This window comes from Bacteroides sp. PHL 2737 (assembly GCF_004115325.2).
GTDB lineage: Bacteria > Bacteroidota > Bacteroidia > Bacteroidales > Bacteroidaceae > Bacteroides > Bacteroides hominis.
The window spans coordinates 2,631,741-2,654,924 of sequence record NZ_CP040630.1 but is presented as its reverse complement, the minus strand read 5'-3'; the positions used below and the strand labels follow the sequence as shown (position 1 = coordinate 2,654,924).

At 45.9% G+C, this 23,184-nt stretch carries 16 protein-coding genes; 12 read left to right on the top strand and 4 right to left on the bottom strand.

All coding sequences use genetic code 11. The features are described from left to right. Window positions 1–168 precede the first annotated feature (168 nt). The 8 genes from DBK98_RS10795 (at window position 169) to DBK98_RS10760 (ending at window position 13,585) form a co-directional block, all read left to right on the top strand. Window positions 169–5,757, top strand: a complete 5,589-nt coding sequence (locus tag DBK98_RS10795) for an alpha-2-macroglobulin (RefSeq protein WP_005809615.1) — start codon at window positions 169–171, stop codon at window positions 5,755–5,757. Window positions 5,758–5,776: 19 nt separating this feature from the next. After that, window positions 5,777–8,137 carry a penicillin-binding protein 1C gene (gene pbpC, locus DBK98_RS10790; protein WP_005809617.1) on the top strand — a complete coding sequence of 787 codons (2,361 nt, stop codon included), beginning with the start codon at window positions 5,777–5,779 and terminating at the stop codon, window positions 8,135–8,137. Window positions 8,138–8,161: 24 nt separating this feature from the next. Beyond that, a complete protein-coding gene (locus DBK98_RS10785) occupies window positions 8,162–9,337 on the top strand; it encodes an MFS transporter (protein ID WP_005809619.1) in 1,176 nt (391 codons plus the stop codon). Between the two features lie 31 nt (window positions 9,338–9,368). Further along, entirely contained in the window at window positions 9,369–9,806 is a 438-nt protein-coding gene (locus DBK98_RS10780; RefSeq protein ID WP_005818972.1) for a hypothetical protein, read from the top strand. After that, a complete protein-coding gene (locus tag DBK98_RS10775) occupies window positions 9,758–10,690 on the top strand; it encodes a VIT1/CCC1 transporter family protein (RefSeq protein WP_234072732.1) in 933 nt (310 codons plus the stop codon). Before DBK98_RS10780 ends, DBK98_RS10775 begins: the two co-directional genes overlap by 49 nt. A 24-nt stretch (window positions 10,691–10,714) precedes the next feature. Then, on the top strand, window positions 10,715–12,145 hold the full coding sequence (locus tag DBK98_RS10770; protein ID WP_005776069.1) for a Na+/H+ antiporter NhaC family protein: 1,431 nt from the start codon (window positions 10,715–10,717) through the stop codon (window positions 12,143–12,145). 68 nt (window positions 12,146–12,213) lie between these two features. Next, a complete protein-coding gene (locus DBK98_RS10765; protein WP_005776068.1) occupies window positions 12,214–12,804 on the top strand; it encodes a DUF4251 domain-containing protein in 591 nt (196 codons plus the stop codon). Window positions 12,805–12,907: 103 nt separating this feature from the next. Continuing rightward, complete coding sequence (locus DBK98_RS10760) at window positions 12,908–13,585, top strand: response regulator transcription factor (protein ID WP_005809625.1); 678 nt, start codon at window positions 12,908–12,910, stop codon at window positions 13,583–13,585. A 31-nt stretch (window positions 13,586–13,616) separates the two neighbouring features. On the opposite strand, the gene mnmA is transcribed toward DBK98_RS10760, so the two are convergent. Both mnmA and DBK98_RS10750 read right to left on the bottom strand, forming a co-directional pair. Further along, complete coding sequence (gene mnmA / locus DBK98_RS10755; RefSeq protein ID WP_005776066.1) at window positions 13,617–14,678, bottom strand: tRNA 2-thiouridine(34) synthase MnmA; 1,062 nt, start codon at window positions 14,676–14,678, stop codon at window positions 13,617–13,619. Window positions 14,679–14,681: 3 nt separating this feature from the next. Then, window positions 14,682–15,968: an O-acetylhomoserine aminocarboxypropyltransferase/cysteine synthase family protein gene (locus tag DBK98_RS10750; RefSeq protein WP_005809628.1), complete on the bottom strand. Its 1,287-nt coding sequence runs from the start codon at window positions 15,966–15,968 to the stop codon at window positions 14,682–14,684. Between the two features lie 168 nt (window positions 15,969–16,136). On the opposite strand from DBK98_RS10750, the gene DBK98_RS10745 reads away from it, so the two are divergent. Then, window positions 16,137–16,958 carry a DUF4595 domain-containing protein gene (locus tag DBK98_RS10745; protein WP_005809630.1) on the top strand — a complete coding sequence of 274 codons (822 nt, stop codon included), beginning with the start codon at window positions 16,137–16,139 and terminating at the stop codon, window positions 16,956–16,958. Window positions 16,959–17,086: 128 nt separating this feature from the next. On the opposite strand, the gene DBK98_RS10740 is transcribed toward DBK98_RS10745, so the two are convergent. Together DBK98_RS10740 and DBK98_RS10735 are read right to left on the bottom strand one after the other, a co-directional pair. Further along, entirely contained in the window at window positions 17,087–17,905 is an 819-nt protein-coding gene (locus tag DBK98_RS10740) for an alpha/beta hydrolase family protein (RefSeq protein ID WP_005809632.1), read from the bottom strand. 32 nt (window positions 17,906–17,937) lie between these two features. Beyond that, complete coding sequence (locus tag DBK98_RS10735; protein ID WP_005809635.1) at window positions 17,938–18,375, bottom strand: putative signal transducing protein; 438 nt, start codon at window positions 18,373–18,375, stop codon at window positions 17,938–17,940. A gap of 107 nt (window positions 18,376–18,482) precedes the next feature. Between DBK98_RS10735 and DBK98_RS10730 the strand changes: the two genes are divergently transcribed. From DBK98_RS10730 to DBK98_RS10720, 3 genes are all read left to right on the top strand, one after another. Further along, window positions 18,483–20,855 carry a TonB-dependent receptor gene (locus DBK98_RS10730; protein WP_005809637.1) on the top strand — a complete coding sequence of 791 codons (2,373 nt, stop codon included), beginning with the start codon at window positions 18,483–18,485 and terminating at the stop codon, window positions 20,853–20,855. A gap of 42 nt (window positions 20,856–20,897) precedes the next feature. Continuing rightward, complete coding sequence (locus tag DBK98_RS10725) at window positions 20,898–21,698, top strand: M48 family metallopeptidase (RefSeq protein ID WP_005776059.1); 801 nt, start codon at window positions 20,898–20,900, stop codon at window positions 21,696–21,698. Window positions 21,699–21,856: 158 nt separating this feature from the next. After that, window positions 21,857–23,143 carry a hemolysin family protein gene (locus tag DBK98_RS10720; RefSeq protein ID WP_005776058.1) on the top strand — a complete coding sequence of 429 codons (1,287 nt, stop codon included), beginning with the start codon at window positions 21,857–21,859 and terminating at the stop codon, window positions 23,141–23,143. Window positions 23,144–23,184 lie beyond the last annotated feature (41 nt).

The following is a 23,184-nucleotide window of genomic DNA, read 5'->3' as shown; positions in this document are numbered from 1 at the left end:
ATGCCCTCACTATAGATGACGTAAGCTACACGTCTGCCGGGCAAACCAAAAAACAGAGCCTCGCGACACTTTCTATCGGATAAATTGTATCTTTGTAAATCCAAATCTTGAAAGTAGAGATAAAAACGAACGGATGATAAAATAATAACTAACTAAACATGATTCATTATGAAAGGGAAAAAGAATCTTTTAATTCTATTCTCCTGTGTGTTTATGATCATCATCGCAGGATTATTCGCTTGCACACGCAGCGCTAAAGAAATTATTCCGTCTTCGGAATACGCTCCTTACGTCAATGCCTATACGGGCGGTGTCATTTCTCAATCTTCTCCCATACGGATTGAGTTGACGCAGGACCAGCCGATGGTGGACTTAAACAATGAACTAAAGGATAATCCGTTCCGCTTCACTCCTTCGATAAAAGGGAAGGCCTATTGGGTCAGTAATAATACTGTCGAGTTTCTTCCGGAAGAGGGACAACTGAAACCGGGAGAACTGTATCAAGGAACATTCCAGCTGGGAAATTTCGTTGAAGTGGATAGCAAATTGAAATCATTCGACTTCTCCTTCCGGGTACAGGAAAGCAATTTCACATTACATACAGCTCCGCTTGAAATAACCGCCTCTTCACCCGATAAAGTAACTGTGAAAGGAGAGATCCGTTTCAGCGATAAAACGACTAAGGAGCAGGTAGAAAAAATGCTTTCTGCCAGTGGCGGGCTGTCTTCTCCGACAGTCACCGTAGAGTCCACCTCCAATCCGTCAGCCTATAGCTTCGTCATCGGCAATATCCAAAGAAATAAACAAGACTACGAACTTGAAATCACAGCAGACGGAAAGTCCGCCGGAATTGACCGGAAGCAAAGTGAAACAATCACTATTCCTGCCAAAGACAGTTTCCGCTTCCTTTCTGCCGAACGCATCGACCAACCGGAAAACGGAATACAAATCGTCTTCTCAGACCCGGTTTCGGATGCTCAGGATTTAAAAGGACTGATCGAAATACCGGAGATTTCTTCGTATATCTTTCAGGTAACGGATAACCGTGTGAATGTTTATTTTGAAGCCAGTCAGCTCAGCAAGCTTACACTGAAAATACACGAAGGCATAAAAAACGGCCAAGGAAAAGCACTGGGAAACTCACACTCTATCTCTTTTGGCGAACTGAGTCTGAAACCTCAGGTAGAAATAGCCTCTGCAGGTGCCATCATTCCCGACTCAAAAAACCTTGTCATTCCGTTCCGGGCCGTCAACCTGTATGCAGTAGATTTGCGGGTTATCCGCATCTTTGAAAACAATGTACTGATGTTTATGCAAAACAATTCGCTTTCTTCGGCCAATGAATTAAGAAGATCCGGAAGACTGGTTTACAAAAAAACATTGTTTTTAGGCAAAGATTCATCAAAAGACCTTCATAAATGGGAAAACTATTCTATTGACCTGGCAGGTCTGATCCATCAGGAACCGGGTGCTATTTATCGTGTCATCCTTTCGTTCAAACAGGAGTATTCGGCCTACCCTTGTGGTGGTGAAAGCCCGAGAATGCAATTTTCCGAGGAAACCGAATCTTTGACCAAAGTCACATCCGGCACTCTTCCGGAAGAAGATGAAGCAGTCTGGGACAAACCCGAAACATATTATTATTTCAGCGGAAATGAAAATGCCGACTGGAGTCAGTACCGATGGGATGAACGGGACAACCCTTGTCACCCGTCTTATTACATGACATCTGACCGGATAGCCACTTGTAATGTGCTGGCTTCCAACATCGGCATGATTGTGAAACGCAATTCAATGAATAAACTTTGGATAGCAGTAAACAACATCCTGGATACCAAACCGGTGGAAAAAGCCCAAGTCACTGTTTACAATTTCCAGTTACAGCCTGTAGGTAAAGCAGTGACGGATTCGGAAGGTTTCGCCACAATTGAAACGAAAGGGGTGCCTTTCATCGTAGTAGCGGAATCAGACAAGCAAAAAGCCTACGTAAAAGTAGCAGACGGAGAAGAACAGTCCACCAGCCGCTTTGATGTGGGCGGCAAGGACATCCAAAAAGGCTTGAAAGGATTTGTGTACGGTGAAAGAGGAGTATGGCGTCCGGGAGACACTCTGCATATCTCGTTTATTCTGGAAGATCGTGCCAAACGTATCCCGGACAAACATCCTGTAGCATTGGAGCTCTATAATCCAAGGGGGCAATTTTATAGCAAACTTATTTCAACCAACGGACTGAATGGATTCTATACATTCAAGATACCGACGCAGGCAGAAGACCCAACCGGACTATGGAATGCGTACATAAAGGTGGGAGGTACTGCCTTTCACAAAGCGCTTCGGGTAGAAACCATCAAGCCGAACCGCCTGAAAATAAACCTGAAATTGCCGGGAGAAATCCTGAAAGCTTCAGATAAAGAAGTACAGGCACACCTTTCGTCAGCATGGCTGACAGGAGCCACTGCATCACGCCTGAAGGCAAAGGTAGAAATGTCTTTATCGAAAGTCAACACCCAATTCAAGAATTATGGAACTTACATTTTCAATAATCCGGTTACGGAATTCACCTCGGTAAGAACCGATGTATTCAGTGGTACACTGGACGAAAGTGGCAATGCCGGATTCATGCTGAAACTTCCTACCTCGGAAAATGCCCCGGGCATGCTTCAAGCCAACATCACGACTCAGGTATTCGAGCCGGGTGGAGATGCCAGTATCCAAACTCAGTCTGTCCCCTACTCTCCTTTCCCGTCATACGTAGGTATCAACCTGAACCAACCGCAGGGCAGATATATCGAAACAGATAAAGATCATGTGTTTGATGTCATTACAGTCAGTCCCGACGGAAAACCGGTGAACCGTTCCGGGCTGGAATACAAAATATACCGCATCAGTTGGAGTTGGTGGTGGGAAAACGATAACGAATCATTCGAAACATACATCAACAGCAGCTCCATCAGCCCCGTAGCTACAGGACGGCTCAACACAGTAGGCGGAAAGGGACAATTCAGCTTCAGAGTGAATTATCCGGATTGGGGACGGTATCTGGTTTACGTGAAAGACCGCGAAAGCGGACATGCTACGGGAGGTACCATCTATGTGGACTGGCCTGACTGGCGGGGACGTTCCAATAAGAGTGACCCGAGTGGTATCAAGATGTTATCTTTCTCCATCGACAAGGACTCCTACGAACCGGGAGAAACCGTAACAGCCATATTGCCGGCTTCCGCAGGAGGAAGAGCACTGGTAACACTTGAAAACGGTTCATCCGTAATTCAACGGGAGTGGATTGAAGTATCGGGGAAGGAGGACACCAAATATCAGTTTAAGGTGACTCCCGAAATGGCTCCGAATGTTTATCTTCATATCAGCCTGCTGCAACCCCATGCGCAAACGGTAAACGACCTCCCTATCCGCATGTACGGTATAATGCCGGTATTCGTAACTGATAAGCAAACGGTTCTTGAGCCGCAAATCAAGATGCCGGAAGTGCTTCGTCCCGAACAGGCATTCAACCTGACCGTAAGCGAAAGGCACGGTAAACCGATGACTTATACGCTCGCTATTGTAGATGACGGGCTGCTTGATTTAACCAACTTCAAGACACCGGATCCCTGGAACAGTTTCTATGCCCGTGAGGCACTGGGAATCCGTACTTGGGATATGTATGACGATGTACTGGGAGCCACAGCGGGAAGCTATGGATCGATGTTCAGCACAGGCGGTGATGAAACCCTGAAGCCATCGGACCAGAAAGCAAACCGCTTCAAGCCGGTAGTGAAATTCATCGGTCCTTTCAGTATTGCCAAAGGAAAAAGCCGCACTCACCAGATCACTTTACCAATGTATGTAGGTTCCGTACGTGCCATGGTAGTGGCCGGTCAGGACGGAGCATACGGAAATGTAGAAAAAACTGCTCCTGTACGCACTCCGTTAATGATTCTTTCGACACTGCCACGTGTACTGAGTATCGGCGAAGAGATTGAAGTTCCTGTTAACGTATTCGCATTGGAAAACAGTGTGAAGAATGTAAACGTATCCATACAGGCTTCCGGTGCCGGAGTACAAGTGAACGGCAGCAAGCAACAGACGCTTACTTTCAACCAAACCGGTGACCGGCTTATCTTCTTTAAATTAAAGACAGGTACGAAAACCGGGAAAGCTACCATCCATCTGGCTGCTAACGGTAACGGACAAAGTACCAAAGAAACAATCGAGATAGAGGTACGTAATCCGAATCCGGTAGTCACTTTGCGTGAGAGTAAATGGGTGGAAGCCGGAAAGAGTGAAGAGCTCCATTACCAGTTAAGTAACGATTCGGAAGGAAACAGTATACAGTTGGAGGTCTCACGCATCCCGTCTGTCGACATAAGCCGCCGTTTCGATTTCCTATACAATTATCAGCACAACTGTACAGAGCAACTGACTTCAAAAGCCCTTCCGCTGCTGTTCGTCAGCCAGTTCAAAACAGTAGACAACGAGGAATCGGAAAAGATAAAAACCAATGTACAGGAAGCTATCCGTCAACTATACGGGCGTCAACTTCCCAACGGAGGTTTCGTCTATTGGCCGGGAGATGCCTCGGCAAACGAATGGATCACCTCTTATGCAGGTATGTTCCTGGTATTAGCACAAGAAAAGGGTTATGCAGTGAACAGTAATGTATTGAACAAATGGAAACGCTTCCAAAAGGCAGCATCCCAGAATTGGCAACCCGTCACACAAGAGCAGAACTGGTGGTATTGGCAGGCAGACCTCCAGCAGGCTTTCCGCCTTTACACACTGGCTATGGCGGGATCACCTGAACATGGAGCCATGAACCGGATGAAAGAATTGCCGGCACTCTCGCAACAAGCCAAATGGCGTTTGGCAGCCGCCTATGCACTCAACGGCAAAGAGAAAGCAGCCGGTGAACTGGTATTCAGTGCTAAGACAACCGTAGAACCTTATTCATCGAATAACTATGTATACGGTTCATCCGATCGTGACGAAGCAATGATACTTGAAACCTTACTGCTGATGAACCGCCAGCGTGAGGCCATGGAACAAGCCAAAATCGTTTCACACAACCTGGCACAAGAGACATGGTTCAGCACACAGTCTACTGCCTTTTCATTGATGGCAATGGGACGTTTGGCAGAAAAACTGTCCGGTACGCTGGACTTTAACTGGACGTTGAATGGCAAACAGCAACCGGCTGTAAAATCAGCCAAAGCCATATACGAGGCATCACTCCCCACTTCACCACATGAAGGAAAAGTAATCCTGAAAAATAACGGGAAAGGGTCTCTAAACGCAGATCTGATCACACGTACCCAATTACTGAACGACACATTGCCGCCGATGGCCAATAATCTACGCCTGAACGTAAGGTATTTAGACAATAACGGCTCGCCGATAGATACACGTTCTCTGAATCAGGGTACGGACTTTATGGCAGTGGTAACTGTAGCCAACATCAGTGGTACGACGGATTATACGAATCTGGCACTGACACATATCATTCCTGCCGGCTGGGAGATCTTTAATGAACGAATGGCAGGACAGATTACAACCTCTGCTCCTTATAGCTATCAGGATATTCGCGATGACCGGATACTGACCTACTTTAACTTACAGCAGGGACAAGCCAAAACATTTACCGTCCGCTTACAGGCGACCTATGCCGGTGATTTTGTTATGCCGGCTATCCAGTGTGAAGCGATGTATGATGCTAATGCACAGGCAAGGACACAGGCCGGAAGGACGCAAGTCATCAGGTAAAACTATCAAATAAAACCTGATGAACCGTATTCTTAAACCAAACAATCTTCCCCCCTCCCCACAAGGGAGGGGGTGGAAGAAATATTTCAAAAGTTGGTGGAAGATTTCTCTCTTCCTCCTACTTCTCCTATACTTATTTTGTCTTCCCCGGCAATTATTCACCTCTCCCTATTCTACTGTCTTGGTCGACCGTAATGGGGAACTTCTCGGTGCCCGTATCGCCACGGATGGACAATGGCGTTTCCCTCCGCGCGACAACACACCGGAAAAAGTAGCTACCTGTCTGGTTGAATTTGAAGACCGTCAATTCTACCGCCATTGGGGAGTCAACCCCTTGGCAATAGGCAGAGCCGCCCTGCAAAATCTCAGACACAAGCGAATCGTCAGCGGGGGAAGCACTCTTACGATGCAAACGATTCGGCTGGCACGGAACAAGCCGCGTACATTCAAGGAAAAACTGATCGAGATGATAGGAGCCACCCGGCTGGAGTTCCGTTATTCCAAGAAGAAGATATTGTCACTTTATGTTTCGCATGCCCCCTTCGGAGGTAATGTAGTGGGACTGGATGCTGCTGCATGGCGCTATTTCGGACACTCGGCAGAAGAACTGTCCTGGGCGGAATCGGCTATGCTTGCCGTACTTCCCAACTCTCCCGCCATGATCCACCTTTCGAAAAGCCGGCAAGCATTACTTGACAAACGAAACCGACTGCTGACACACCTGCACCAAAAAGGTATTCTCGATACTTCCACTTATGAACTGGCTATCAGTGAGCCACTTCCCCAGGAACCTTTGCCTCTTCCACAGATAGCCCCCCATCTGACAGACCATTTCTATCAGACCCGAAATGGAGAATATTCCGTATCGACCATCGACAAGGGTATACAAACTCAGATAGAAAGTCTGGTAGAACGGTGGAACAGCGAATTCAAGCGAAGTGATATCCGAAATATGGCCATCCTCGTAATTGACATTCGTACCAATCAGGCCATTGCTTATTGCGGCAATGTACACTTCGACAAGAAAAAGAGCGGTAACCAGGTAGATGTAATCCGGTCACCACGCAGCACAGGAAGCATTCTCAAGCCCTTTCTTTATTATGCAATGCTACAGGAAGGAGAGATTCTTCCCAATACTCTGTTACCGGACGTTCCGGTCAACATTAATGGCTTTACTCCACAAAACTTCAACCAGCAATTCGAAGGTGCCGTACCGGCTTCGGAAGCCATCGCACGTTCGCTCAACATTCCTTCGGTCACAATGTTACAACGGTATGGAGTACCCAAGTTCCACAATTTTCTGAAGCAGATAGGGCTGACCACCTTAAACCGTCCCTCAGGACACTACGGACTTTCTTTGATTCTGGGAGGAGCGGAAGCTACCCTTTGGGATGTCACTTCGGCCTATGCCAATATGGGACGCAGCCTCAACGGACTGGTACAGACCCCTTGTACCTTATTATTATCGGACTCCCTCTCCGCCCACCGATCCCCGGCCATCATTCAACATCCGCCATTCCAACCCGGAGCAGTCTGGCAGACATTTGACGCCATCAAAGAAGTAAACCGCCCCGAAGAGATAGACTGGCGTACCATTCCTTCCATGCAAACCATTGCCTGGAAAACGGGTACCAGTTATGGTTTCCGGGATGCTTGGGCAGTGGGGGTAACTCCAAAATATGCCGTAGGTGTATGGGTCGGAAATGCTACGGGTGAAGGCAAGCCCGGACTGGTAGGAGCCCGTACAGCGGGGCCTGTCCTGTTCGATGTATTCAATCTGCTCCCCTCCTCTCCTTGGTTCGAGCGGCCACAAGGTAAACTGGTTGAAGCAGAGATCTGTCGGCAATCCGGACATTTGAAAGGACGGTTTTGTGAAGAAACAGATACCCTGTTTATTCTTCCGGAAGGCCTCAGAACGGAAGCCTGCCCCTATCACCACCCGGTCACCCTATCAGCAGATGAACGGTTCCGTATCTATGAAAACTGTGCTGACAGTGAACCGGTTGCCCGCCAAAACTGGTTTACCCTTCCACCCGTATGGGAGTGGTATTATAAACAGCATCATCCTGAGTATCATCCGCTCCCCCCCTTCAAACCCGGATGCGGAGAAGACCGTTTCCAGCCGATGCAGTTTATCTATCCTCCGATGGGAGCGCGGATCCATCTGCCTAAACAGATGGATGGTAACCAAGGACAGCTGACCGTCGAATTGGTCCACAGCCATCCCAACACAACTGTCTACTGGCATCTGGACGAAACCTACCTGATGCAGACACAAGACTTCCATAAATTCTCTCTACGCCCTGCTCCGGGAAAGCACTCGCTGACAGCAGTAGACGACGAAGGAAATACAATTTCAACAACGTTCTTTGTGGAATAGCCCCCAAAATGGTAACTTTGCGCCATGAAACAGATTTTGAAAGAAAATGGTGGATTACCAGCTTCGATACTCTGGACACTCGCCATTGTTGCAGGCATATCGGTAGCCAACCTTTACTATAACCAGCCCTTACTGAACATGATTCGCCATGAACTGGGCGTTTCGGAGTTTAAAACCAATCTGATCGCCATGGTGACACAGATCGGTTATGCGCTCGGATTATTGTTTATCGTTCCTTTAGGTGACTTATACCAGCGGAAACGTATCATTCTTACCAGTTTCTCCGTATTGATTCTCTCGTTGCTCGTCATCGCAATGGCTCCCAACATCCATATCATTCTTTGTGCTTCGCTTCTCACAGGTATCTGTTCGGTGATGCCACAAATATTTATCCCGATAGCCTCTCAGTTCTCGCGTCCGGAAAACAAGGGACGGAACGTAGGGATCGTAGTTTCGGGATTACTGACCGGCATCTTGGCTTCACGAGTGGTCAGCGGATTTATAGGAGAACTGTTTGGCTGGCGCGAAATGTATTATATCGCCGCAGGTATGATGCTGTTATGTGGCATTGTGGTCATGCGGGTATTGCCGGACATACGCCCTAACTTTCAGGGGAGGTATAGCGACTTAATGAAGTCTTTGTATTCATTATTGAAGCAATATCCCGAACTTCGCATTTTCTCTGTCCGTGCTGCACTTGCTTTCGGTTCATTTCTGGCTATGTGGTCGTGTCTGGCATTTAAGATGGGAGGTGCCCCATTCTATGCCGACAGCCATGTCATCGGTATGTTAGGGTTGTGTGGCATTGCCGGTGCTTTGTCAGCTTCCCTCGTAGGAAAGTATGTACGGAGAGTCGGGGTCAGACGATTCAATTTCATCGGATGCGGACTGATTTTATTGGCTTGGTTCCTGCTGTTTGCAGGGGAAAACTCTTATTGGGGTATAGTTGCCGGCATCATTATCATCGATATAGGTATGCAATGTATCCAATTAAGCAACCAGACCCGCATCTTCGAACTCTGTCCGAGTGCTTCTAACCGCATTAATACGATTTTTATGACCACTTACTTCATAGGTGCCTCTACGGGGACGTTTCTGGCAGGAACATTCTGGCAGGCATTCGGTTGGCATGGAGTTGTTGGTACGGGAATAGCATTGACCATCGGTTCACTGCTGATTACTTTTTTCTCAAAACGATAATCCGAAGTCACCTAATAATTGTTATATAGACATGAAGTACGGAGTAAACAGACAAGTATTATTAATCACAGCCGGTATCGTTTGGATAATAGCGGGGGCCAATCTCCTGCGTATAGGTATTGTGACCTGGCTCAATGACTCACGACACTGGCACTTCAAGGTAGGCGAAGCTACGGTCGTCTTCCTATTGTTTTTTATTCTCGTCTTCCGAAAGCTCTACTATAAACATACCCGCCGGATCGAACAAAAGAAAAAGGAAAAAAATTGCCCCTTCTCTTTTTTTGACGCAAAGGGCTGGATTGTCATGTGCTTCATGATAGCGATGGGAATTACCATTCGTTCGCTACATCTGTTACCCGACACGTTCATCTCGGTTTTCTACACCGGACTCTCACTGGCACTTATGTTCACAGGGATATTATTTATCCGCTATTGGTGGTGCAGAAGACAGGATATCCTGCAAAATTAAGAGTTATGAAAACGAACCTGAATAAAGAAATGAATGAAGAGTTTATCCGTTTCCAAAGAAACGAAAAAACCGAAAGCATCGTATACGAACGGCTGGCCTCTATTGAAAAAGACGAATCGAACCGCAGAGTATTACGCCTGATTTCAGAAGAAGAAAAGGCACATTATGCCACACTGAAGAAGTATACAGGAACCGATGTAGCACCCGACCGGATGCGTATAGCCAAATACTACTGGTTGGCACGGGTCCTGGGTATTACATTTGCAATTAAGCTGATGGAATCGAGCGAAGAGAACGCACATCATGATTATGCCAAATATACCGATTTTCCGGATCTCCAGCAGTTGGCCAAAGAAGAGGAAATCCACGAACAGAAACTAATCGGACTGATCAACGAAGAGCGGCTTGAATATATGGGATCGGTAGTACTCGGCCTAAATGATGCCTTGGTAGAGTTTACCGGAGCACTGGCCGGTTTCACTTTGGCATTAAGCGACTCCAGGCTGATTGCCCTGACCGGAAGCATCACCGGAATAGCGGCAGCTTTATCAATGGCTTCGTCCGAATACCTCTCGACCAAATCGGAAGGCGGAGAAAACAAACACCCGGTGAAAGCAGCTATCTATACGGGAATCGCCTATATCATCACGGTGGCGGCACTGGTTGCTCCGTTCATCCTGATTGAAAACGTACTGATAGCTTTAGGGGTAATGTTGGCCATGGCTTTAATGATCATCGCATTGTTCAATTACTACTATTCCGTGGCACGCGGAGAGAGCTTCCGCAAAAGATTTACCGAAATGGTGGTACTCAGTTTCAGTGTAGCCGGTATCAGCTTCCTGATAGGTTACGCACTGAAAACATTTACAGGAATAGATGCTTGAAAATAAAAAAGGAAAAGAAGAATCATGAAAAAAATCCCCTCGCCCCTTGTCTCGTTGATCCCCTTGATCGTACTGGTTGCCCTGCTATTTGCCACCATACGCACATTTGGCAGCGATGCACTCAGCGGAGGCAGCCAGGTGTCCCTCCTGACCACAACAGCTGTTTGTGTACTGATCGGCATGGGATTCTACAAGATAGGATGGAAAGACTTTGAACTGGCTATTACGAACAATATTACCGGTGTATCTTCCGCACTGATTATCCTCTTAATTATTGGCGCCCTGAGTGGTGCGTGGATGATCAGTGGCGTAGTTCCGACACTGATTTATTACGGTATACAAATCATTCATCCCAGTTTTTTCCTGACCTCTACCTGCATTATTTGCGCATTGGTATCGGTTATGACCGGAAGTTCCTGGACCACGATTGCCACCATCGGGATCGCCCTAATGGGAATCGGGAAAGCACAAGGTTTTGAAGAAGGATGGATCGCCGGAGCTATTATTTCGGGAGCTTACTTCGGAGATAAAATCTCACCGTTATCGGATACTACGATATTAGCCGCCTCGGTTACCGACACCCCCCTGTTCAAGCACATCCGCTATATGCTGATAACCACTGTGCCATCATTAATCATCACCTTGATAATCTTCACTGTAGCCGGGCTGTCACACAATGCCGGAAATACAGAACATATAGCAGAGTTCTCGGCAGCACTGGCAGGAAAATTCCACATTACGCCATGGTTGCTGATTGTACCGATAGGAACAGGCATACTGATTGCCCGTCGGGTACCTTCCATTATCACCTTGTTCTTGTCGGCAGCATTGGCAGGAGTATTTGCGGTATTCTTCCAACCCGATCTGTTGCAAGAAATATCCGGTGCTCAGAATTCCGAAGGTATTCAGTCCATCTTTAAAGGATTGATGATGACCCTTTATGGAGGAACCAGTTTACAGACAAGCAACGAAGCGCTCACCGAACTTGTGGCCACCCGCGGCATGGCGGGCATGATGAATACGGTATGGCTTATCATCTGTGCCATGTGCTTCGGAGGAGCCATGACTGCCAGCGGAATGTTGGGAAGTATCACTTCCGTATTTGTCCGCTTCATGAAAAATACGGTTAGCATGGTGGCTTCTACGGTCTGTTCGGGTATCTTCCTGAACCTCGCCACAGCCGACCAATATATCAGCATTATCCTGACCGGAAACATGTTCCGGGATATATATGAAAAGAAAGGTTATGAAAGCTGTCTGCTCAGCCGGACTACGGAAGATTCTGTTACAGTAACTTCCGTCTTGATACCATGGAATACCTGCGGAATGACACAGGCCACGATATTAAGTGTTCCGACACTGGTTTATCTTCCTTATTGCTTCTTCAACATTATCAGTCCGTTAATGAGCATTACGATTGCCGCTATCGGATATAAAATTGTGAGACGCAAGTGAACAATCTGAAAAGGGAGTTGTTCTTGGAATAAACGAACAACAGTTTTAAACCTAAACAAAAAAAAGTTATGAAAAAGTTTATTGCATTAGTAGCATTGGTATTAGTAAGTGCATCGACCATGATGTATGCACAAGAGTCTAACAGGGAGGTGCGTCGGGCAGACCGCAAGGCACAAAGAGACGCCGAAAGAGCCAGACTGAAAGCCGAAGAACAGGCTGCCGACCAAGTAGCGTATCAACAAGCCGTACAAGCTATCAAAGACAAACAGTTTGTACTGGAAGCCGACCAAGTGATTTTCAAACGTGGCCAGACCGCTTTCGTGTCGTCAAACACTAACTTTGTGATGCTGAATGGACAGAGAGCAACTGTGCAGGTGGCATTCAACACTCCGTACCCCGGCCCTAACGGAATTGGTGGTGTAACTGTGGATGGAACTACTTCGGACGTAAAAGTGACTACCGATAAAAGAGGAAACGTAAACTGTAACTTCAGCGTACAGGGTATCGGTATCTCGGCTCAGGTATTTATCACATTGACCAACGGTGGAAATAACGCTACTGTAACCATTAACCCGAACTTCAACTCCAATACATTAACTCTGAGCGGTAACCTCGTTCCGCTGAGTCAGTCGGATGTATTTAAAGGCCGTTCATGGTAATAAAAGTAACGAGTGGTTCTCTACTCGTAACTAATTCACATAACTCCGTTGCAAATCGCACAAAAAGTGTACATTTGCAACGGAGTTTTTTTATGGATAGATTATGAGAGAATATATCATCGCAGATAACCAGGACATCACGAAAGCAGGAATGATGTTTTTGTTAAGCAAGCAGAAAGAAGTAAGCCTGTTGCTGGAAGCCGACAATAAAATAGAGTTGGTTCAGCTATTACGCATTCATCCGCAAGCGGTGGTTATTTTAGATTATACATTGTTCGATTTTTCCGGTGCGGATGAACTGATTATCCTTCAGGAACGATTCAAAGAGTCGGACTGGCTCTTGTTCTCCGACGAATTGAGTATCGGCTTCCTGAGGCAGGTCTTGTTCAGCAGCCATGCGTTCGGAGTAGTGTTGAAAGATAACTCCAAAGAAGAAATTATGTCGGCTCTGCAATGCGCATCACGCAAAGAACGCTTTATCTGCAATCACGTAAGCAATCTGCTGTTATCGGGAAGCGGAAATACAAACACTGCTTCATCCGTGCATACTTTCGTGCCGCAGGAAGACCGTCTGCTTACACCGACAGAAAAAATAATCCTGAAAGAAATAGCTTTGGGAAAAACGACCAAAGAGATAGCCGCAGAGAAGAATCTGAGCTTCCATACCATCAACAGTCACCGAAAGAATATATTCCGTAAACTGGGAGTGAACAATGTGCACGAGGCCATCAAATATGCCATGCGGGCAGGCATTGTTGACTTGGCGGAATATTATATTTGAAAAAACGAAAGAAAGATTTTCGGGCGAGGCATCATCCTATTTCACCACTCCCGAAACAAATTCTGGATTCGGCATCATAAATCACCCCGAACTGTCCCGGAGCAATTCCCTGTAATTTCTCGGAAGAGATAATCCGGTAACCGTCTGCATCCTGTATCAAGCGCCCTTTGATAAACTCCGGTGTATGCCGGATCTTAAACGTAACGTCCTCCTCGCCTGTCGAATCTTTCCACGGATTACTTGTGATAAAGTTGAAGTCTTTCATCCTGAATTCGTATCCGTACTGTTTATCAGCATCGTACCCATGTGAGACGTAAATAATGTTATCCTGAATATCCTTTTTCACAACGAACCAAGGGCCTCCCCCCAATCCCAACCCCTTTCGCTGGCCAATGGTATGAAACCAATAGCCGCGATGGGTTCCAATCTTTTTACCTGTTTCGAGTTCGATCACCGCCCCTTCTTTTTCACCCAGAAAGCGACGGACGAAATCGTTATAATTTATCTTGCCTAAAAAACAAATTCCCTGGCTGTCTTTCCGGCGGGCACTGGGCAACCCGGCCTTCAAAGCTATCTCGCGAACTTCATGCTTCATCAGTCCTCCTATCGGAAACAGTAACTTTGAAACTTGCAGATAATCAATCTGAGCCAGAAAATCGGTCTGGTCTTTTATAGGATCTTTAGCTGTACCCAACCAAGTTTTCTCCCCCAGTTGCAAAGTCGTAGCATAATGCCCGGTTGCCGTAAGATCGAAATCTTTTCCTACCTGCTGTTCAAAACATCCAAACTTGATCAGTTTATTGCACATCACATCCGGATTCGGTGTCTGTCCCTTCCGTATCTTCTCGATGGCATAAGCAGCCACATTATCCCAATATTCCCGATGCAGGTCCACAACTTCCAGTTCCAAACCGTAACGCCGGGCTATGGCAGTAGATAACTCGATATCCTCTTCGGCAGAACAATCCATGTATTCCGCTCCGTCCATCCCTATTTTTATGTAAAAAAGTGTAGGTTTATATCCCTGCTCACAAAGCAAGTGTACCACAACCGAACTGTCTACTCCTCCTGATAATAATGCTGCTATATCCATTTTTTAAATTTTCTCTAATGCCTGACGCAAGTCATCAATAATATCTTCAATATGTTCCGTACCTATCGAAAGTCTTACCGTTCCGGGCTTAATTCCCTGCTCCGCCAACTCCTGTGCATTCAGTTGCGAGTGTGTGGTAGTGGCCGGATGAATCACCAGCGACTTCACATCGGCCACATTGGCCAGCAAAGAGAATATCTGCAGACTATCGATAAATTTCTGCGCTTCCTCCGTTCCTCCTTTTACCTCAAAAGTGAAGATAGAACCTGCTCCATCAGGGAAATAACGCTGATAGATAGTATGATCCGGATGATCGGGCAGCGATGGATGATTAACAGCTGCTACCTTCGGATGGTTCACCAGAAAATCAATAACCTTCAAAGCATTGGCTACATGTCGTTCTACACGCAAAGACAAAGTCTCTAATCCCTGTAACAGAATAAAAGCATTGAACGGACTGATGGCAGCCCCCGTATCGCGCAACAGTACGGCACGTATACGGACAATATAGGCAGCTGCCCCGGCAGCATCTACAAACCGTACACCATGATAGCTTGCATCAGGTTCGGTCAGTTGAGGGAATTTACCGGAAGCGACCCAATCAAATTTACCGGAATCGACAATAACCCCTCCCAACGAACTGCCGTGTCCACCAATGAATTTAGTGGCAGAATGTATTACAATATCTGCTCCATGCTCAATGGGACGGATAAGGTAAGGCGTACCGAAAGTATTATCCACAATCAGCGGAATCCGATATTTATGGGCAATGGCGGCTACGGCATCCATATCGATAATATTGGAATTGGGATTTCCCAGAGTTTCGATAAATATCGCCTTTGTATTTTCACGAATAGCCCGTTCGAAATTAAAAAGGTCGGACGGATCTACAAAAGTGGTTGTTACTCCATAAGTAGGCAGAGTATGTGCCAGCAAGTTGTATGTGCCCCCATAAATGGTCTTGGCAGCTACAATATGGTCACCGGAACGAGTGATATTCTCGATAGCATATGTCACGGCTGCGGCTCCGGAAGCAACGGCAAGACCGCCTACTCCACCCTCGAGAACCGCTATACGCTCTTCCAATACTCCCTGAGTGGAATTGGTAAGACGTCCATAAATATTCCCCGGGTCCTGCAATCCGAAACGTGCGGCAGCGTGGGCCGAATCCCGGAATACATAGGAAGTTGTCTGATAAATAGGTACGGCACGTGCATCAGTTGCCGGATCGGGAGTCTCTTGTCCAACATGGAGTTGTAAAGTCTCAAAATGTAATTTCTTCGTTTCCATTTGCTATCTATATTTAGAGTTCATTGTCAGTGTCCAATTTTTATATGTTGCAAAGATAGAAGAATCCGACCGGGGAAGAAATCGCACATTGAAGGCATTTTTATACCATAATCGTGGTAGATAAAGAGGTTATTAACTACATTTGCAGGCGAATAAAACATTATTGATATGAATAAACTTTTATACTGTTTCCTTTTATCATTTTCTGTCATGGCTGTTTCGGCATGTACCGATGATAAGGAAGAGCAGAATCTTCCCCCGGTTCCCGATTTCAACCAAATGACCCTGAAGGAAAATTTGCACAGTGACGGAGGCGATGTATACCGCACGGATACTTACGTATTCAATAACAATAAATTAACGACCCACACCACTGTACAGGAGTTCTACGGACAGAGCCTGACACACGAAGTGACTCTTTCCTACTCCGGCAACGAAGTGACGTTGACAGATGAAAACGGGAATACGGGTACCTATATTTTAGGAGATACGGGATATGCCACCGAATGCACTTATAAATTGTCCAGCCAGATCAGAAAGTATAAATTCACATATTCCAGCGAATATCTTACCCGGATCGACGAAGAAATAGACGGTACACCTTATTCTTCTGTGGAATTGGCATACGATAACGGAAATTTAAGCCATATCATAGCCAATGGCCAGCAAACCAATTATCAGGTGGGAAATACGAAGAACCTGTATCAGCTTCCCTGCCTGCAGGTTTGTGATATTTACCCCCTGTCCCTCCACACCGACGCTATTTATGCCAGACTGTTGGGCACCCAGTCAAAGTATCTGATTATCGGAAACACTCCGGAAGGAAACGAGGAGGAATATACAAAATACACTTATGAACTGGATAAAGACGGCAAACCAACCGGAATCATAGCAAAGACTACCTCTACGGGTACTGTGATCGATATAAACGGTAATGCATACAATGAAACGAAAACAGATACGAGAACCATCAATATCAATATTGAATAAGAAGAACGGCTTTGCCTCTGCCCTCACGAAGTAGTGAAGTAATGCCCCATCCAAACCTACCCAGGCTTCATATACAGTGGGAGAAGAGTGGCACTTATAATCCCAGAATGCTCTTTATCACCTGTTCCCTACTTCTTGGCAAAGAACTTACTGAAGAAGAGGATTTGATAATCAATGGAATTATTCCAGTATTTCCCGTTATGTTCACCGGGACGGGTAATAAAATCATGATTGATCTTGCGCCCCAACAACCGGTTATGAAAGTCTTTGTTTACATTCAGAAAAAAATCATCTTCACCACAATCAATAATCAAAGCGAGATCGCCATTCTGAATTTTATCAAGTTGATTGACTACCGTATGTTCATCCCACACCTTTTTATTGGAAGCCATTTCACCCAACTGTTTGTTCATACTCCAATTCTGCGGAAAAGGGCGGATATCGACACCTCCACTGGTGCTTCCTGCTGCTCCAAACACATCTTTATGACGGATGCCGAGCCACATAGCCCCATGTCCTCCCATACTGAGTCCGGTGATGGCACGCCCCTTACGGTCGGCAATCGTTTTATAATTCCGGTCAATATAACTCACTAACTCCGAAGAAACAAATGTTTCATACCGGTACGCCGGATTCTTGGGGCTATCCCAGTACCAACTGTCTTTCCCGTCGGGACATACAAAAATAATCCCTTTTTCATCTGCGATTTCCGGTAAGTTCGGTTTTATCTGAATCCAAGTCTTGGCATGGCCGCCATAACCATGCAACAAATAGAGCACAGGACACTCCACCGCCTGTTTTCCAGAAGCAACATCAGGAGTCACTACCACTACTTGAACCTCCTTATTCATAGAGGGGCTCTTCACCATCAGCGTATCCACTTTTGCAGCGCTAAGAGGTAAAGCGAGTAAGAGCAGACAAGCCAAAATAAAGTTTCTTCTTTTCATTTTTAATCTATGTTTTTTAGCGTTTACCTTTGTTAATCCCCCACTTCGGGAACAACAGGATTGAATTCCGCAACCGGTTTCTCAAAAGCTTTTCCACAGTGGCTGCAAATATATTCCCAATGATTATCTCCCGGCGGAACACCTGCCAGCATAGAAGCGATGGCAGCGCTGATGGCTTTCATCCGGTGCTCCTTTTTAAGAACAAACCTGATTTGATCCGAACCGCAGAAAGGACAAAACTTCTGTTCTTCAGGAATCATCTGATTCTGCTGTAACAATCGCACGGCCGCTTCGTAATCACAATCGGCCACCAAAACATCTACTCCGGAGATGTCACGGACATAACCTCGCAACAATGTCGACATATTTTCATTATGTAACAGAGAGTCGATGCCTTCGTTAGCAAGTGCTCCCTGAATGATATGAGCTTGAACGGCATCATTACAAGTAATCAGCTTTATGGTTTTCATAATTTATATTTAAAACTTCCCCACAAAAATAGCAGATAAAAACGAGAGCCAAAACCTTTTTTATATAACTTTGCACAGAATTCACAAAGTATATCGAAACCAGGCCAATGAAAAAAACTGTTTTCTTCCTGTTTCTTTTGGGCTTGCTCACGGCAGCCGGTGCGCAACCAACGCACAAAATCAAGGGGACTGTAATTGACAAAGCCAGCCGTCAACCACTGGAATTTATCAATGTACTGATCTTGGGGCTGGGACGTGGAGCGGTGACAGATGCTGAAGGGCACTTCAACATCCAGGAAGTCCCCCCCGGTATTTATCGCCTTCAGGCATCTGCGGTAGGATATAAAACGGTACTTACCCCCGAATATATTGTCTCCACTAAAGATCTTACCATCCAAATCGAAACGGAAGAGAACCTGACCGAACTGGAAGGAGTCACAGTCACCGCCTCCCCTTTCCGGCATGATCTGGAAAGTCCTGTCGGACTACGCATCATCGGCCTGCAGGAAATCGAGAAAAGTCCGGGGGCCAACCGGGATATTTCACGCATCGTACAGTCATATCCGGGGGTTGCTTTCTCTCCGGCAGGATACAGGAACGACCTGATTGTCCGGGGTGGTTCTCCATCCGAAAACCGATTCTATCTGGACGGAGTGGAAATACCTAACATTAATCATTTCAGTACACAAGGGGCATCGGGTGGTCCCGTAGGAATCATCAATGCCGACTTGGTCCGTGAAGTGAATTTCTATACCGGAGCCTTTCCTGCCGACAAAGGCAATTCACTCAGCTCGGTGCTTGACTTCAAATTGCGTGACGGCGACATGGAACGCAATTCACTCAAGGCGACACTGGGTGCCTCGGAGGTATCTTTAGCATCTAACGGACATCTTGGTAAAAAGACTTCCTATCTCGTTTCAGTACGGCAGTCTTACCTCCAATTCCTGTTCGATATGCTGGGCCTACCATTTCTGCCTACATTTACAGATGCGCAATTCAAATTGAAAACCCGTTTCAATACGACTAACGAACTGACTGTACTGGGGCTTGGCGGCATCGACAACATGAAACTGAACACGAAACTCGACGGAGAAAAAGCCGAATATATCCTCAGCTATTTACCTAAAATTCAGCAGGAAACCTTCACACTGGGAGCGGTATACCGTCATTATGCCGGAGCCCATGTACAATCTGTTGTTATAAGCCACAGTTATCTGAATAACCGCAACACCAAATATCTGAACAACGACGAAAGTAGTGTAAAAAACCTGTCATTGAAATTACGCTCGGTGGAACAGGAGACCAAGTTCCGGATAGAAAATGCCTCGACGTTCGGAAACTGGAAAGTAAATTTGGGAGCTAACCTGGACTATTCGCAATATACCAATACCACTTTCCAGCGGGTTTATATCGATGGAGGCAAGACCTTCGATTATCATACCTATTTGGGATTTTGGCGCTGGGGATTATTCGGAACCATTAGTTATGCTACACCCGACGAACGGTTTACCACCTCACTCGGAGTACGGACTGATGCCAACAACTTCTCTTCCGGCATGAAGGGAATGTCCGATCAGTTGTCTCCCCGCCTGTCACTCTCCTACCGGCTGACGGATGGAGTCTACTTGAGCGGGAATGCCGGACTGTATTATCAGTTGCCTCCTTATACCGGATTGGGATTCAAGGATAACAATGGCAAACTGGTCAACAAATACCTCCGTTACATGAGAGTCAGTCAGGAAAGCATAGGGCTGAGTTGGCGTCCGCGCAATACCTTCGAGTTATCTATTGAAGGTTTCTATAAAAAATATGATAAAATACCATTCTCTATTGTCGACGGGATACCTCTGGCCTGTAAAGGAAACGATTACGGAGTGATCGGGAATGAAGCATTAAGTTCTACCTCACAAGGAAGGGCATATGGAGCAGAAATACTGATGAAATGGCTGATAGCCAAAAAGCTGAATCTGTCCACTTCGTTCACGTTATTCAAAAGTGAATACCGCAACAACAAAGAATCCGAGTACATAGCTTCCGCCTGGGACAACCGATACATATTCAATATGAGTGGAACCTATAACTTTCCTCACAACTGGAGTCTGGGAATGAAGGTCAGTTGCATCGGCGGAGCCCCCTACACACCTTACGATATTGACAAATCCTCTCTGGTGACGGCATGGAATGCCCAAGGACGGCCCTATTATGATTACGGCCAATATAATACGGGACGCTTGCCGGCCTTTGGGCAACTGGATGTCCGCGTTGACAAAACATTCTATTTGAAACGCTGTATGCTCGGTTTTTACATTGACCTGCAAAATGTGACAAACAGCAAGTTCCGCCAGCCGGACATATTGATGAGTACGGGAGTCATCGAAAATCCGTCGGCTCCGATAGCCGAACAACGCTATAAGATGAAATACATCTCTCAAAAAAGCGGAACTTTAATGCCTACATTAGGAATCACATTTGAATATTAAACACATAGACAACTATATTATTAATTACAAAAACTTACTAAAATGAAAAAGAGAATTGTTTTTATCGCAGCACTGTTATGTGGAATGTGCTTCACGACTGCCTCGGCACAATTTAAAATCGGCGGTAAAAAAATCAATGTAGGCAAAGTGGTACAGGCAGGAAGTGACGCAGCTAAAGCAATCACGCTGTCGGATGCCGACATTGCAGCTATGAGCAAAGAATATATGCAATGGATGGATACCCACAATCCGCTGACAGCTGCTGACAGTGAGTATGGCAAACGACTGGAGAAACTGACCGGACACATCAAAGAAGTGGACGGACTGAAAGTAAATTTCGGCGTATACGAGGTTGTGGATGTGAACGCTTTTGCATGTGGTGACGGCAGTGTACGCATTTGTGCCGGTCTGATGGACATTATGACAGACGATGAAGTAATGGCTGTAGTAGGACACGAAATCGGACACGTGATTCATACAGACTCAAAAGATGCAATGAAGAATGCTTATCTCCGTTCGGCCGTAAAAAATGCCGCAGGAGCTGCCAGCTCGACTGTAGCTAAACTGTCAGATTCTGAACTGGGTGCCATGGCGGAAGCATTGGCCGGTGCGCAATACTCTCAGAAACAGGAGACAGAGGCGGACGACTATGGTTTTGAATTTAGCATCAAACATAATATCGATCCATACGCAATGTACAATGCATTGAACAAATTATTGGAATTATCGGCCGAAGCCCCAAAAGAATCCAAATTCCAGAAAATGTTCTCTTCACATCCGGATACAGCCAAACGCGTAGCCCGAGCTAAAGAAAAAGCTGACGAATACACCAAGAATAAATAAACCCGGATACAACATTTTCTGATCCTACATAAGGCCGGCCCCCACATCCGGAGGGTCGGCCTCAACTTTTTTTGAAAAAATTCATTAATAATTTCGATAGATTTTGCATGAGTCCGTACTTTAGTGTAATTTGCGGTCATGAAACTATTCACATCTATATGGAATTCTTAATCATTATTCTTTTACTCGTACTGAATGGTATTTTTGCCATGTACGAGATCGCCTTAGTATCTTCAAGTAAAGCACGCCTTGAAACCCTGGTAAGCAAAGGAAATAAATCTGCACGGGGAGTACTGAAACAATTGGAAGAACCCGAAAAATTTCTTTCTACCATCCAGATTGGTATTACGCTGATCGGTATCATATCGGGTGCTTATGGTGGAGTGGCCATTGCCGACGATGTAGTTCCCCTTTTCGCTATGATTCCGGGAGCCGAACCTTATGCAAAAGACCTCGCTATGATTACCACAGTAGTCATCATTACTTATTTGTCGTTGATCATCGGAGAGCTGGTTCCCAAATCCATTGCTCTTAGTAATCCGGAACGCTATGCAACCCTGTTAAGCCCCGTCATGATTCTGCTGACTAAAATTTCTTATCCTTTCGTATGGTTACTCAGCATCTCTACCCGCCTGCTTAATAAGCTGATTGGGCTGAAAAGTGAAGAGCGGCTGATGACCCAAGAAGAATTGAAAATGATTCTGCATCAAAGTTCGGAACAGGGAGTCATCGACAAAGAAGAAACCGAAATGTTGCGCGATGTATTCCGGTTTTCGGATAAACGTGCCAACGAACTGATGACCCATCGTCGCGACCTGATCGTTCTGCATACGACAGACAGTAAAGAAAAAGTCCTTCAGACCATCGAAGATAAACACTTCAGCAAATACCTGCTGATCGATGATAATACAGAAGAGATAGCAGGCGTCGTTTCTGTAAAAGATATTATCTTAATGGTAGGCACCGAACAGGAGTTTGATCTGAAAGAAATCACCCGTCCGGCACTATTTATACCGGAAAGTTTGTACGCAAAAAAAGTTTTAGAGCTATTTAAGAAGAACAAAAATAAGTTCGGAGTTGTTGTTAACGAGTATGGCAGCACGGAGGGCATTATTACCCTGCACGACCTGACCGAAAGTATCTTTGGAGACATTCTGGAAGAGGACGATACTGAAGAAGAGGAAATCGTTCGCAGACAGGACGGCTCTTTGTTGGTAGAAGCTTCGATGAACATCGGGGACTTTATGGAAGAGATGGGAATTCTCTCCTATGATGACATCGAGTCGGAAGACTTTACCACATTGGGCGGACTGGCGATGTTCCTGATAGGACGCATTCCAAAAGCCGGAGATATATTCATTTATAAAAACCTGCAGTTCGAAGTAGTGGACATGGACCGCGGGAGGGTCGATAAGCTGCTTGTCATAAAGAAAGAAGAAGAGTAGGAATAGCACTCACTTTTTATATTAATTTAAAGCACTTAACA

Coding starts and splice junctions, on each gene's coding strand:
- DBK98_RS10725 (WP_005776059.1), top strand. CDS start 20,898: ATGAAAAAGAGAATTGTTTTTATCGCAGCACTGTTATGTGGAATGTGC.
- DBK98_RS10740 (WP_005809632.1), bottom strand. CDS start 17,905: ATGAAAAGAAGAAACTTTATTTTGGCTTGTCTGCTCTTACTCGCTTTA.
- DBK98_RS10730 (WP_005809637.1), top strand. CDS start 18,483: ATGAAAAAAACTGTTTTCTTCCTGTTTCTTTTGGGCTTGCTCACGGCA.
- DBK98_RS10750 (WP_005809628.1), bottom strand. CDS start 15,968: ATGGAAACGAAGAAATTACATTTTGAGACTTTACAACTCCATGTTGGA.
- DBK98_RS10795 (WP_005809615.1), top strand. CDS start 169: ATGAAAGGGAAAAAGAATCTTTTAATTCTATTCTCCTGTGTGTTTATG.
- DBK98_RS10735 (WP_005809635.1), bottom strand. CDS start 18,375: ATGAAAACCATAAAGCTGATTACTTGTAATGATGCCGTTCAAGCTCAT.
- DBK98_RS10785 (WP_005809619.1), top strand. CDS start 8,162: ATGAAACAGATTTTGAAAGAAAATGGTGGATTACCAGCTTCGATACTC.
- mnmA (WP_005776066.1), bottom strand. CDS start 14,678: ATGGATATAGCAGCATTATTATCAGGAGGAGTAGACAGTTCGGTTGTG.
- DBK98_RS10745 (WP_005809630.1), top strand. CDS start 16,137: ATGAATAAACTTTTATACTGTTTCCTTTTATCATTTTCTGTCATGGCT.
- DBK98_RS10770 (WP_005776069.1), top strand. CDS start 10,715: ATGAAAAAAATCCCCTCGCCCCTTGTCTCGTTGATCCCCTTGATCGTA.
- pbpC (WP_005809617.1), top strand. CDS start 5,777: ATGAACCGTATTCTTAAACCAAACAATCTTCCCCCCTCCCCACAAGGG.
- DBK98_RS10780 (WP_005818972.1), top strand. CDS start 9,369: ATGAAGTACGGAGTAAACAGACAAGTATTATTAATCACAGCCGGTATC.
- DBK98_RS10760 (WP_005809625.1), top strand. CDS start 12,908: ATGAGAGAATATATCATCGCAGATAACCAGGACATCACGAAAGCAGGA.
- DBK98_RS10765 (WP_005776068.1), top strand. CDS start 12,214: ATGAAAAAGTTTATTGCATTAGTAGCATTGGTATTAGTAAGTGCATCG.
- DBK98_RS10720 (WP_005776058.1), top strand. CDS start 21,857: ATGGAATTCTTAATCATTATTCTTTTACTCGTACTGAATGGTATTTTT.